The organism is Marinobacter salinexigens, assembly GCF_008370345.1.
GTDB lineage: Bacteria > Pseudomonadota > Gammaproteobacteria > Pseudomonadales > Oleiphilaceae > Marinobacter > Marinobacter salinexigens.
The window spans coordinates 63,249-76,357 of sequence record NZ_VTUU01000008.1; the positions used below are offsets into that span (position 1 = coordinate 63,249).

Below are 13,109 nucleotides of genomic sequence, written 5' to 3' on the forward strand. Positions count from 1 at the left end.
TCTTGAGCTGTTCATCGTGGCGCAGATGATACCGGCCAGGCAGTTGAAGAACCAGACCAGTGACACCACTTATAAAGTACCCATTTGCAACAGGAGGAGAGTATGCCGTTCAACACACTTCCCGGCATTGGCATGGGAACCTTCCGGCTCAGGGGAAACACTGCGCGCGAGGCGGTTAAAAGTGCCCTTTCTCTGGGCTACAGACACATAGACACGGCCCAGATGTATGAAAACGAGGCTGAGGTGGGAGACGGCATCACCTCGAGCGGCATTCCCCGGCGGGAAATCTTCATTACCACCAAGATCTGGCATGACCAGCTCCACGCCAGCGATCTGATCAACAGCCTGCATGACAGCCTGGCACGACTCAAAACCGATCACGTCGATCTTGCTCTGATTCACTGGCCCTCACCGGGTGATGCCGTGGCCATGGAGGAGTATCTGGGTGCCTTGAGGGATGCCCAGCGCGAAGGGCTTACCGATCATATCGGAATTTCGAACTTTACCTGTGCCCAGATGGACAAGGCGGTGGAGATACTGGGCGCATCCCGGATCCTGACCAATCAGGTGGAAGTTCACCCCTTCCTGGCCAACCGGAAAGTGGTTGAGCATGCCCAGACACTGGGTATTACCGTTACCGGTTACATGCCACTGGCGGTCGGCAAGGTAATGGAAGATGAGACCCTGATCCGTATCGCACAGGAACGCAACATCTCGCCGGCCCAGGTCGCTATCGCATGGGTGGCGTCCCGGGGCATCGTTCCGATTCCATCATCAACCAGACCCGCTCATCTGAAGGCCAATCTGGACGCTCTGAAACTGGAACTGACCGACGCCGAAATCGAGTCCATTAACGCGTTGGACCGTGGCGAGCGAATCGCCAATCCGGGCTTTGCCCCGGACTGGGACTGATGCACCTCAGCTGCCGTAGCAGGCGTCAAGGTATTTGAGGATGCGAGAGGATTCGAATAGGGATTCCCCGGTATTCGGGTCCTCCAGGTAGGGTACCTGGACTCGTCCATGTTGCTCGTAGAACGCATCCCGTTTCCCACCCGGTTGCGGCCTGTAGGCTCCCGGCTTGATGCGCTGACGGGCCGGGCCAATTTCGGTCCAGTGCTCTTTGCCAATATTGTGCAGAGTATAGGGAATTTCCAACTCGCAGAGTTTTTCCCGAACCAGGCGGGAAAACGGACTACCCTCAAAACTCCAGAGATGGAGCCCCTGCTCCGGACGTTTACCCGGCGAGGCATGCAAGCCCCGAAGTTCACTCACCCCCGAGCCCATGGAGCTCAATACCGGCTGCCAGGGCTTATGCCGGTATAGTTTCGGAACCGGACGTTTGCCGTACTCACGGAACAGATACTCGACAATATCGGCAGACTCGTAGAGTACCTTGCCGGTGTTCTCATCCACCAGCAGGGGGAAAAGCTGTTTCCCACCAACGGCCTCCGCCTCAGGGCGATATTGCTTTCCATCCTTCGGGCAGGGACGGATCTCGGCGTCCAGATGCAGCGCTGTCAGTGCTTCGCGTACTCGCCGGCAATACGGGCAGGCTTCAATATCGTAGAGAATCAGCGGCTTCTCCGGCTGTTCTGCAGCATTCACCACCAGGCATCCGCGCCAGGCGGTGAATGACGAGGTCGCAACTGACTCCAGAACGTTCACGTTGTGCCTTATAGCATTGAACATGTGCTTTCCTTGTTTCCGGTTCTTTGATTGCATTATCCCTTTTCCGGGCTGTCTTTAATTGGCCGGGGCGTCACAAATTAAATGTTGTCCAGCTAACCCCATGATTCCTAAGGGCACTTACATGACGTCACAAAAATTCAATATAAACAATGCCTCTACTGCCATTTTTTAACGTCATGTAGAGCTTTTCTGCATAGTACAACGACCAAAGATAGGCTAAGGTGAAGGGATAAAGAGTTAACGAATGGCCCTGGCAGGGTATGTGTTGAGGGTGAGGGTTACGGGAATGGGACGCGTTAAGCAAATACGCAGGACGGGCAACTCTGTATCCCGTTCTATACTCGCAGGCTGTGCCGCCACACTCCTGGCCGCAAGCCCTGCCCTTTCAGCGCAGGAAAAAGACACCGGTTTCCGTAATGCCCGTGTCTGGAACAGCGAGATGAGAGATTACGCTGAACAGGCCCTGCACAACGACCAGGCCCTGAGCGTCGCAGCTGTCCCTCTGAACGGCCCGGGCATTGAACAGTACATCAACGCCGACGAACTGATGAGCCCCGGCTCCATCATGAAGCTGGTCACCACCTACGCCGCCCTGGAAATCCTCGGTCCCACCCACCGCTGGGACACTGACTTCCTCACGGATGGCGAGATGGTGGGCGATACACTGCAGGGAAATCTCTATGTCCGCTTCGGTGGCGATCCCAAGCTGACCGTTGAACGTCTCTGGAGCACGCTCCGCGAACTTCACGATATGGGCATCACCAGAATTGAAGGTAATCTGGTTCTGGATGGTAGCTATTTCCGCGTGGATGGCGGCTTCCCTTCTTTCGAAGACAATGGCGACAACCCTCACAGGCCTTTTCTGGTTGAGCCATCGGCCTATCTCAGCAACCTGAACCTGCTGCATTTTCAGGTCCGATCAGACGAACGAGGCACTCAGGCCTGGACAACGCCTAGCCTGCCCGAAGTGGCGATTGATAACCGGGTGACCGCCATCGCCGAAGGCCCCTGCCCCAGCCGCAGGCGGTTTGAATGGGAACCGATCTTCCATAATGATCACCGGGTCACCGTTCGGGTAACGGGCGAACTGCCACAGGGTTGTCGAACAACCAGTTACCTGTCTCTACTACCTCACGAACAGTACAGCGCGTCGCTGATCCGTTCGGTGCTGGCAGAAACCGGAGTGACGGTAACGGGCGGCAACACAACCGGCGAAACCCCGGAAGACGCCCGACTGGTGATGAAAACTACGTCTCCGGATCTGGTCACCATGGTTCGAGACATTAACAAGTGGAGCAGCAACGTCATGGCTCGGCAGATGCTGCTGACCATCGGTGCGGAAAACCGTCAGGATAACGAAGACGACGACCGGGTTGCAGGAATCCGGGTTATTTACGACTGGCTTGAAGCGAAAGGTATCAATACGGCGGGTATGGTTATCGACAATGGCGCCGGCCTTTCCCGCCATGGCCGCATTACTGCCCGACAGGGGGTTGAGCTGCTGCAGCATGCCTGGAACAGCCCGTTCGCAGCCGACCTGATGGCATCCATGCCCATCACTGCCATGGATGGAACCATGGCCCGCCGGCTTCGGAACACCGGAATGGACGGCAGTGGCCGTATCAAGACAGGCTATCTGGAGAATGTGCGTTCAATCGCCGGGTTCACCCGCGATGAACAAAATACGACCTGGGCCGTTGTCGGTATGGTCAACAATGATCCGGCCTGGAATGGTCAGGCGGTACTGGACCGAGTCCTCTACTCTCTTCATTTCCGTCCGCCAACCGGAACGGCCATTTCCCAGGCAGACGCAGGCTCAACTGACACAACAGTTCATTAACAGCGCCTCCGCGCTTGCCAGAACCTAATCCCCGGATTATTTCTCCGGGGTCAGTCGGCGGAGTGTCGCTTCGGTCATCCGGCCAGCCAGTGGCGCAATAAATGTCACCAATGGAAATGCCACCGCCCAGGCGACCACCCAGGACGCCATCCAGCGCATAAAGAACCCGCTTCCCAGGCCCGTGTTAATCCAGGTAATGACTGCCGACATGAGGAGCGACATCATTCCCGACATATAAAAGCCAAAAACAAGTTGGCGTAAACGGCTTAGTCGGAAGTTACTCATGATTGCTCCTGTAGCGGCAAAAGCAGCGTGAATGGTCGGGCACGATGCATACCCGGTGGCGACAGAAGTTCGCATAATAATGAGCTTGCGAAACTTTTGCGACCATCCGTTTAGCTAACCGCACCCGCCCTATCACTGATCAGACCGTCAGGTAGCCACCATCGGAGTTAATGCAGGCGCCGGTTGTATAACTGGATGCACCGGAAACCAGGTACAGCACCGTGCCGGCCATTTCAGACGGATCAGCCACACGTTTCATGGGGATATGAGCCATTGCCTGTTTCTTGATGGCGTCGTTGGTTGTGAGGGCGCTGGCAAACTTGGTGTCGGTCAGGCCCGGCAGCAATGCATTTACCCGCACATTCTGCTGCCCAAGCTCCATAGCGAAGGACTTGGTCATGGAAATGACCGCAGCTTTAGTGACGGAATAAATCCCCTGGAAATGGCCGGGGTTAACACCGTTGACAGACGCAACGTTAACGATGGAACCTCCACCGTTCTTCTTCATCATTTGGGCACCACGGGCACACATGAAGAAGTATCCGCGGATATTCACATCTACCGTCTTCTGGAAGGCACCCACATCGGTATCTTCTACCGGCCCGAAATACGGGTTGGCGGCTGCGTTATTCACAAGGATATCGATCTTTCCGTGAGTCGTCCCAATGTGCTCCCAGATGCTCTCGATCTGTTCCATTTCGCCAATGTGGCAAGCATAGGCCTCGGCGCTGCCTCCGGCATCCCGGATGCTGCTGGCAACGGTTTCACAATCATCGATTTTGCGGCTGCTAACAATCACGTGCGCACCGTAATCCGCCAGAGTACGGGCGATACTTTCACCGATTCCACGACTCGCACCCGTGATCAGGGCTACCTTACCACTCAGGTCAAACAGGTCTTTGCTGCTCATTGAACTACCTCAATTGTTATCGGAATGTCACCAGGGCGGGGTCTTCCGCTTCCAGGTGGCTGTAATTATTGAAGACAGACAAGCTGCGACGGGGGCCGGAGTATAGAATGCGTGAGACACTGGTATTTGCGATCACGTTATTCATCGCCAGAGCTTTCTCATCCGACAGTTCCAGCAGGTGCTGGGCAATGACCGCAATGGGACCTCCAGAGGTCGACACCAGTATGTCACCGCCATCGGCATAACCCACCAGCTCGTCGAGAGATGAAATGACCCGTTGCTTGAATCCTTCCCAGGTTTCCGTGTATTCGCCGTCATGGTTACCGCTGATCCAGCGTGCCATAGCCTGCTCGAAGACCTGCTGAAACAGGCGGGCAGGCTTGGGAAACGCCGCCATATCCCGAGCCATGACCTGTCGATCGGCCCACTCGGGCCTTTGCCGCTCCACCACCTGCATGTGGTCAAACTCGTTCAGGCCTTTCACCGCCTGCATGTCAGGCAGGGCCTGACCGTAGCCTGCGGTGATCGCTTCAATGGTCTCCCGGTGACGTTCCATGTTGCCGCCAAAGACCGCATTCGGCACCACCTTGCCGGCCAACCATCGCCCTAGCACCTGCCCTTGCTCCCAACCTCGAGGCGAGAGCTGATCGTAGTTATCCTTGCCGAAACTGGCCTGGCCATGGCGAATCAGGTAGATGGTAGCCATTACAGGTCACTCTCCCCCATCAGCCGCAGACAACGCTTCTCCAGATAATTGGCAGCATGCCCAAAACCCGCAAACCGCTTATCTTTGGTCTGGCCGTGGTAATAGCGGTAGTAGATCTGCTGAATGATTACTGCGAGGCGGAACAACCCGTAGATCTCATAAAAATCGAAATTATTTGCCTGGAAACCGGACTTCTCCATGTAGTAATCGACCACTTCTCTTCGGGTCAGCATGCCTGGCCGGTGGGTCGGCTGGCGACGCAAAATCTGGAACGGGCCTTCATCGTCAGCCTGAATCCAGTAGGCCAGGCTGTTGCCCAAATCCATCAGCGGGTCACCGATGGTGGCCATTTCCCAGTCCAGAACACCGATAACTTCAAACGGGTTGTCCGGGTTGAGAACCACGTTGTCGAACCGGTAGTCGTTGTGGATGACAACCTGAGCAGTATCTGCCGGCATCTTGTCATTGAGCCAGCTCATCACTGTCTCAAAATCACCGACATCATCGGTGCGGGACTTGCGGAAGCGATCACTCCAGCCGCCAATCTGGCGCTGCACATAGCCCAATCCCTTCCCGAGCTTGTCCAGACCTGCGTCTTTGGCGTCCACCTTGTGCAGATCTACCAGCTTATCAATCACATTCAGGCAAAGCTTGCGGGTATCCGCTTCGTTCAACTCGAAATCTTTGGGGAAGTCCTGTCGGAGGATGATGCCTTTCAGGCGCTCCATCACGTAAAAATCGCAGCCCAGTACTTCATGGTCATCGCAGATGGCCACGATGTTCGGTACGTAGGGGTAAACCGGCTTTAAAGCCTGCATTACCCGGGCCTCACGCAACATGTCGTGGGCGGACCTGGCAATTTTTCCAAACGGTGGCCGGCGCAGTACGTAGGATTTGTCGCCGTAATCCACCTGATAAGTCAGGTTGGAAGCGCCGCCCGGGTACTGTTTGATGGTGGGGACACCGTTCAGACCGGGGATGGCCTGCTTCATAAACTGGTCGACAACGGCGACATCCAGTTCTTCACCTTCGCGGATATCCACTGCCTGGTCGATCTGTGTCATTCCTGTTCTCCTGTCATCCTGAGCTGCGGGGTACCCGGTTAATCAGGCCCTGGCCTTGCCACCCATCTTGCCCATCCAGCGTTTGCTTTCCTGATGCATCAACCAGTCAAATGCCCATGGAGCGTGACGCTTCAGAATCCACATCCGGCGCTCTTTGGCGTGAGGCAACACCCAGAAGTTCTTGTCCTTCACGCTTCGGAAGATGTCCTCCGCGACGTCGTCTGCCGTTATATTCGAGCGCTTCATCAGCTTGTTCACGTTTTGCTGCACACCCGGAATGTCGGAACGCATGGAGCTGGTGAGGTTAGTCTGGAAAAACGCCGGGCAGACGCAGCTGACATGGATGCCACCATCCCGGAGTTCCTGGCTCAGGGTCTCGGACAGCGCGATAACACCAGCCTTGGAAACGTTGTAGCTACCCATCAGCGGCGCCAGCATCAGGCCCGCCATGGACGCAATATTCACGAAGGCACCGGAACCCTGCTGTTTGAAAAGCGGAGTAAAGGCCTTGCAGCCCCTGACAACACCCATAACGTTGATATCAAGAATCCACTCCCAGTCGGAAATGGTGGTGTCTTCAATGGAGCCCGCGGAGGCTACACCAGCGTTGTTAACCACAATGTCCACTCCACCCCACTTCTGGACCAGTTCATCGCGAACCTTCTCGAAGTCGCTCAGGCGACGCACATCGCACTCCACGAAGTAGCCTTCACCGCCAGCGTTGCTGATCTCAGCTTCAACCTCAACACCCTGTTCAGGGCTGATATCCCCGATACAAACCTTCGCGCCCTCTTTGGCATAACGTAACGCGATTGCTCGCCCAAGGCCCGATGCGCCCCCTGTAATGAATACTCGCTGTGTCATTCTCGTTGTTCTCCGTTTGTTTTGGAGTTGTTCTTTTAATCCAGTCTTTTCCGATGAATTCGTGCCAGAGCTTCTGGTGGGAGTGCTTTTCAAAACCCGCTCCTTCGGCACGTCCATGTGACGCTTGAGCTCCGCCATCCATGGCTACGCACAGTTTTGAAAAGCACTCCCACCAGAAACTCCCAAACATTGTGCAGTCGGCGAACGAAGGCAACTGCAGTGCTCGCGAGAGCTGGCGGCAGGGCGGATCTGAAACTGTGCGGAGCCATGGATGGCGGAGCCCAAGCGTCACATGGACGTGCCGAAGGAGCGGGTTTCAGATCCGCCCTGCCGCCGGCTCGAAAACCACCTAAGCCAAATTCACTTGTACTTGCGAAGCTCCAGACGAGCAACCATTGCCCGGTGGACTTCATCAGGCCCATCAGCTAACCGCAATACCCGAGCATAGGCAAACAAGGCGGTCAGTGGGAAGTCGTCATCACTAACTCCCGCTCCACCGTGAATCTGAATCGCCTGATCAACAATCGTTTGTAGCATCGAAGGCACCACCGCCTTGATCATGGAAACTTCCTGCAGCGCCCCGAGGATTCCCTTGGTATCCAGGGCCCAGGCGCATTTGAGGGTCAGCAGGCGGGCCTGTTCTATGGACATTCGGGCATTGGCGATGATGTCCGGGTTACCACCGAGTTTTGCGATCGGCCGACCGAAGGCCTCTCTGGTCATGGCCCGCTTGATCAGCAACTCCAGGGTACGCTCGGCGGCGCCAATGGCTCGCATACAATGATGAACACGACCGGGACCAAGGCGTCCCTGGGCGATCTCAAAGCCACGGCCCGGGCCTGCAATGATGGCGCTTTTGGGGAGTCGAACATTGTCGAATACTACCTCTCCGTGGCCATAAGGCTCGTCGTAGGCACCAAATACCGGCAGCATGCGTTCTACGTTTACACCCGGGGTATCCAGAGGCACCAGAACCATCGAATGCTGGCGATGTTTGTGGGCTTCAGGGTCGGTAAGGCCCATGAAGATGCCGACCTTGCAGTCCGGATGACCAATGCCGGTGCTCCACCATTTGCGACCGTTCAGGACAACTTCGTCGCCCTCAACAATCGCAGTCGCTTCCATATTCGTAGCATCCGAGGAAGCCACACCGGGTTCGGTCATACAAAACGCGGAGCGGATCTCGCCGCTCATCAGGCGCGGCAGCCATTCGGCCTTTTGCTCTTCGGAGCCATAGTGGATCAGCACTTCCATGTTGCCAGTGTCGGGCGCGTTACAGTTAAAGATTTCCGGAGCGATGAAGCTACGCCCGGTTTCTTCAGCAATCAGGGCGTAATCCGAGTTGAGCAGACCGCAACCGTATTTGTCATCGGGGAAGAACATGTTCCAGAGCCCCTGGGCTTTGGCTTTTTCCTTCAGCTCCCGGATAACAGGCAATACCACCCAGCGGTTTTCCTGGGACGCCAGTTCCTTGTGGTACTGGGCTTCGATAGGATAAATCTCTTCCTTCATGAACTGCTTCACGCGGTTGAGATAATCCTGACCTCTCTCGGAAATGTTGAAATCCATCGACCGATCCTCGCTGACAAATCGGGGCAGCTGTGCCCGAAACGTTAAATAGGAGCTCAGTCTAGGGTCAGCCGAACTATTACGCGACTGAATTATTCTAATCGTTTATCATTAGCAGGACTTATCTGGAAGATGGATTTCCTGTATGGCCCTGAACCGACTCGACCTTAACCTGCTGCACGTTTTCGACACGATCTATCGCGAGGGTAGTCTGACCCGGGCTGCCAAGGCACTGCATTTAACGCAGCCCGCTGTCAGCCATTCGCTATCCCGACTGCGGGATCATTTTGACGACCCGCTGTTCACCCGGCAGGGCAATCAGATGGTGCCGACCCCCCTGGCGCGTCGGTTTCTCGAGTCCATGCGCCCGGGGCTCACTCAGATCCAGAGCGCGGTTAATCAGTTTCATGCATTCGATCCCGCCAATCAGCGAAAAACCTATGCCCTGGGCCTGAGGGACATTCTGGAATCCACATTCCTTCCCCAGCTAATGAAGCGCCTGGCACCTTACCCGGAGCTGGAGATCACCAGCCAGCGTATTGCCCGTCGGGATATGGAGACACATCTGGCAGCCGGCAAACTGGATTTTGCTGTCGACGTGCTGTTACCCGTCAGCAATCAGACGTCACATGAGCTTCTGCGTCGGGATCGGCTGGTGGTTCTTGCCCGAAAGGGCCACCCATTGATGGCGAACGGTCTGACGATGGAGAACTACCTGAAAGCGAAGCACGTGTTGGTATCTTCACGAACAGAGGGGCCAGGCATTGAAGATTTCGAGTTGTCCCGACTCGGGGCACACCGCAACATTCGTCTTCGCTGCCAGCATTACTTTGCCGCCTGCCGGGTAGTGGAAGAGACCGACCTGCTGCTGACCATGCCGGAAACCTATGCCCGGCTTATTGCTGAAAGGTCCGATATTTTACTGATGGCTCCGCCAGCGGAACTGCCATCCATCGACGTGCACCTTTACTGGCACAAAGCCTATGAGAAAGAGCCCGCACTGGTGTGGTTCCGACAACAACTCAGGGATCACGTGGACAGCGATCAGTAAGCGCCTACTGCCATAAGGAAACCGAAGAAACCCACTGCTGTAATACCAAGAGCGGCGGCCACAATCCCGAAGCCCCACCAGATAGCTGCTCCGTCCGATATGTCCACTCCGTGGCCCCTGAGGGTACGATAGAACGCCCAGGGGCCAAGCACGAATGCCCCTACCACGGCAAACAGCAGGCCAACGCTGATACCGGCGAAGGTCCAGGTCGCCAAGACTGTTGCACGATCCTGAACGTTGTCCGTCACACCATGGTGTTCAAGGAATTTCCTGCAGAAAAACCAAAGCAGCGCGAACAACGCGACAACAAATACCAGCCCGCCAATAAGGGTAATAATGCGATATAGCACAGTGTGATTCCTGTCAGTCGGCGGCATTGGCCGGCCGGGAAAACCATAGAGTCCAACGCCTTACATTACCCGCTAAAGCCCTCGCACGCTATTACCCACTTCGACGGTGGCATCCGCCGCTGCCACGACTACACTGGGGTTTGGTAACCGAATAGCCTGTTCGCAGAAGGAGTCACAGGAATGGCCGACACTATACGCATCGCAGTCACCCCGGGCGACGGGATTGGTCCTGAGGTGGTGGGCGAGGCAGTCAGATGTCTGGAGGCCCTCCGCACCAAACACGGATTGGACCTGGAGTGGACCCGCTTTCCCTGGCCCTCTCACGCCTGGCATGAAGAGCATGGCGAAGCCTGGCCAGAAGACGCCCTGGAGCAGTTGCAGAAATTCGACGCGATTCTGCTCGGTGCGCTGGGAGACCCCGGCCCCATGGATGATCCGGAGCGCTACCTTCTGCCTGACAGCATTTCCCTGTCGCCACTATTGGATATGCGCAAGGGCTTCGATCAGTGGGTCTGCGAGCGCCCTGCCCGGCTGCTTCCCGGAGCTCGGCAGTATCTGGCGGATGACCGCGCGAAAGACATCGACATGCTGGTGATTCGGGAAAATTCCGAAGGCGAATACGTGAGTCAGGGTGGCCGGCTTCGTAAGGGCACCCCGGATGAAATTGCGACCCAGATGGAAGTTTTCACCCGCAAGGCAACCGACCGCATCATTCGCTACGGTTTTGAACAGGCCCGATTGCGGGCAGATGACCGGGTCAGGGACGGACGGACGCGGACATTCCGGACGCTGGACGGACGAACCTGCGAGAGTCAGGTTTGCCTGATCACCAAGCGTAACGCACTGCGACACTGGGGTGATATGTACACCGAAGCCTTTGAGGAAATCAGCCAGGAATATCCCGACGTAGCAATCCACCATGAACTGGTGGATGCGGCATGTATGAAGTTTGTGCAGAGCCCATGGGCCTTTGACGTAGTTGTCGCCAGCAATCTGCAAGGCGACATTCTCACCGACCTTGCTGCGGTGCTGTCAGGAGGCATGGGGGTAGCACCATCCTGCAACCTTAACCCGACGGATCCGGACATGCCCTCGATGTTCGAACCCACGCACGGCAGTGCACCGGACATTGCCGGCCAGGGTCTGGCTGATCCGACAGCCATGCTGTTTACCACCGCCCGGATGCTCGAATGGCTGGGCCGCAAGGATCCAAAACTCGCCGTCGCCGGCGAGGCGCTGTTCAACGCAGTTGCCGCGGACCTGGCCGAACATTCCTGTCAGCGCCGGGGCACCCGCGAAATAGGCTCGGCTATCTGCCAGCGGCTGGCCTGAACAATCGCAGCAAAAAATTCTCTGAGCGATGAAATAAACGTCAATTAAATTCGCTATTTGGTTTTAAAAACCGGGAGATAGCAACTAGGCTGCTAGAGGAACCAAACACACTTCGGGAGGTATATCGTGACCGACCACAAAGGCAAGTTGTCACCACTGCTCAAGCAGGCTACCGGCATCACTGCCGCCAAAGGCGAAGGCGCCTACATTATTGATCCGGAAGGACGCCGGTATCTGGATTTCACTTCCGGTATTGGGGTTACCAGTACCGGTCACTGTCACCCGAAGGTCGTGGAGGCGGCCCAGAAACAGGTCGCCACGATGATTCATGCACAGGCAACAACTGTCATGAATCCCAGGCTCCCGGAGCTTGCGGAGAAGCTGGGCGAGTTGACCCCCGACCCACTCAATGCCTTCTTTTTCTCCAATGCAGGCACAGAAGTGGCCGAAGGTGCTATCCGGCTAGTTCGTCAGGTCACCGGCCGCCCGAACATTATCGTTTTCCATGGCGGTTTCCATGGCCGGACCATGGGCTCCCTCTCGCTGACCACATCCAGTGTTGGCTTGCGCGCCGGTGTCAGCCCGATGATGGGGGGCGTTGTCGTAGCCCCATTCCCCCACGCCTTCCACTATGGCTGGGACATTGAAGAAGCCACCGACTTCTGCCTGAAAGAGCTCGACCGCATTTTTGTCACTTATTCCGCCCCCCAGGAGACTGCGGCCATGCTGATCGAGCCGGTGCAAGGGGAAGGCGGTTATGTGCCCGCAAATACCCGCTTCATGAAGGGGCTTCGCGAACGCTGTGACAAACACGGCATCATGCTGGTTTTCGATGAAGTTCAGGCGGGCTTTGGCCGCAGTGGCAAGTTCTGGGCCCATGATCACTTCGGCGTAACGCCCGATGCCATCATGATTGCCAAAGGCCTCGCCAGCGGCTTCCCCATTTCGGCCCTGGCTGCTTCTGAAGAAACCATGTCCCGCGGTTGGCCAGGCTCCCAGGGCGGCACCTACGGCGGGAATGCGGTGTCAGCTGCAGCGGCCATTGCGACCATTGACGTCATCCGCGAAGAGGGCCTCGTTGAGAATGCTGATCGCATGGGTAAACGCCTCTGGGACAACCTGCACGTGCTCAAGAAGGATTATTCGGACATGGCCGATATCCGTGGCATGGGCCTGATGCTGGGCGTCGAGATGCGCAGGAATAACGCTCCGGATGGTGACCGGGCCGCCGGCATTCTCAAGGAATGCGAAAAGCGTGGACTGCTCATGCTGCGCTGTGGCCCCTACGGGGAGATCGTACGCTGGCTGCCACCGTTGATTGTTAACGAGGCCCAGATCGATGAAGCAACCAGTATCTTTGAAGAAGCTCTGAAAGCCACAGCCTGATCATTCGGTTCAGGAAAATGAAAAGGCAGACCGTACATGGTCTGCCTTTTTCATCAACAACCG

General features: G+C 56.4%; 13 protein-coding genes. 5 read left to right on the forward strand and 8 right to left on the reverse strand.

Features of this window, described 5'->3' with window-relative positions; all coding sequences use genetic code 11:
* Window positions 1-102 precede the first annotated feature (102 nt).
* Window positions 103-912, forward strand: coding sequence for a 2,5-didehydrogluconate reductase DkgB (gene dkgB, locus FWJ25_RS15095; protein WP_149601096.1), 810 nt, complete (start codon window positions 103-105; stop codon window positions 910-912).
* 6 nt (window positions 913-918) lie between these two features.
* Here the strand turns inward: dkgB and FWJ25_RS15100 are convergent, their stop codons facing one another.
* Window positions 919-1,689, reverse strand: a complete 771-nt coding sequence (locus FWJ25_RS15100; protein ID WP_149601097.1) for a glutathione S-transferase N-terminal domain-containing protein — start codon at window positions 1,687-1,689, stop codon at window positions 919-921.
* Between the two features lie 286 nt (window positions 1,690-1,975).
* Here FWJ25_RS15100 and dacB point away from each other — a divergent pair, with 286 nt between their 5' ends.
* Window positions 1,976-3,529, forward strand: coding sequence for a D-alanyl-D-alanine carboxypeptidase/D-alanyl-D-alanine endopeptidase (gene dacB / locus FWJ25_RS15105; RefSeq protein ID WP_149601195.1), 1,554 nt, complete (start codon window positions 1,976-1,978; stop codon window positions 3,527-3,529).
* Window positions 3,530-3,565: 36 nt separating this feature from the next.
* Here the strand turns inward: dacB and FWJ25_RS15110 are convergent, their stop codons facing one another.
* The 6 genes from FWJ25_RS15110 to FWJ25_RS15135 form a co-directional block, all read right to left on the reverse strand.
* The gene (locus tag FWJ25_RS15110; protein WP_149601098.1) at window positions 3,566-3,814 is read right to left on the reverse strand and encodes a DUF2798 domain-containing protein; all 249 of its coding nucleotides are present in this window, start codon (window positions 3,812-3,814) and stop codon (window positions 3,566-3,568) included.
* A gap of 139 nt (window positions 3,815-3,953) precedes the next feature.
* Complete coding sequence (locus tag FWJ25_RS15115; RefSeq protein WP_149601099.1) at window positions 3,954-4,724, reverse strand: SDR family oxidoreductase; 771 nt, start codon at window positions 4,722-4,724, stop codon at window positions 3,954-3,956.
* Between the two features lie 16 nt (window positions 4,725-4,740).
* A complete protein-coding gene (locus FWJ25_RS15120; protein WP_149601100.1) occupies window positions 4,741-5,430 on the reverse strand; it encodes a histidine phosphatase family protein in 690 nt (229 codons plus the stop codon).
* A complete protein-coding gene (locus FWJ25_RS15125; protein WP_149601101.1) occupies window positions 5,430-6,494 on the reverse strand; it encodes a phosphotransferase family protein in 1,065 nt (354 codons plus the stop codon). Before FWJ25_RS15125 ends, FWJ25_RS15120 begins: the two co-directional genes overlap by 1 nt.
* 42 nt (window positions 6,495-6,536) lie before the next feature.
* On the reverse strand, window positions 6,537-7,358 hold the full coding sequence (locus tag FWJ25_RS15130) for an SDR family oxidoreductase (protein WP_149601102.1): 822 nt from the start codon (window positions 7,356-7,358) through the stop codon (window positions 6,537-6,539).
* A 360-nt stretch (window positions 7,359-7,718) separates the two neighbouring features.
* Window positions 7,719-8,927 (reverse strand): acyl-CoA dehydrogenase family protein, encoded by a 1,209-nt coding sequence (locus FWJ25_RS15135; protein WP_149601103.1) that lies wholly within the window; start codon window positions 8,925-8,927, stop codon window positions 7,719-7,721.
* Window positions 8,928-9,072: 145 nt separating this feature from the next.
* Here FWJ25_RS15135 and FWJ25_RS15140 point away from each other — a divergent pair, with 145 nt between their 5' ends.
* Window positions 9,073-9,978, forward strand: a complete 906-nt coding sequence (locus tag FWJ25_RS15140; RefSeq protein WP_149601104.1) for a LysR family transcriptional regulator — start codon at window positions 9,073-9,075, stop codon at window positions 9,976-9,978.
* Here the strand turns inward: FWJ25_RS15140 and FWJ25_RS15145 are convergent.
* Window positions 9,972-10,328 (reverse strand): hypothetical protein, encoded by a 357-nt coding sequence (locus tag FWJ25_RS15145; RefSeq protein ID WP_188093643.1) that lies wholly within the window; start codon window positions 10,326-10,328, stop codon window positions 9,972-9,974. The genes FWJ25_RS15140 and FWJ25_RS15145 overlap by 7 nt on opposite strands.
* Window positions 10,329-10,508: 180 nt before the next feature.
* Here FWJ25_RS15145 and FWJ25_RS15150 point away from each other — a divergent pair, with 180 nt between their 5' ends.
* Window positions 10,509-11,660, forward strand: coding sequence for an isocitrate/isopropylmalate dehydrogenase family protein (locus tag FWJ25_RS15150; protein WP_149601105.1), 1,152 nt, complete (start codon window positions 10,509-10,511; stop codon window positions 11,658-11,660).
* A gap of 126 nt (window positions 11,661-11,786) precedes the next feature.
* On the forward strand, window positions 11,787-13,046 hold the full coding sequence (locus tag FWJ25_RS15155) for an aspartate aminotransferase family protein (protein WP_149601106.1): 1,260 nt from the start codon (window positions 11,787-11,789) through the stop codon (window positions 13,044-13,046).
* Window positions 13,047-13,109: the final 63 nt, after the last annotated feature.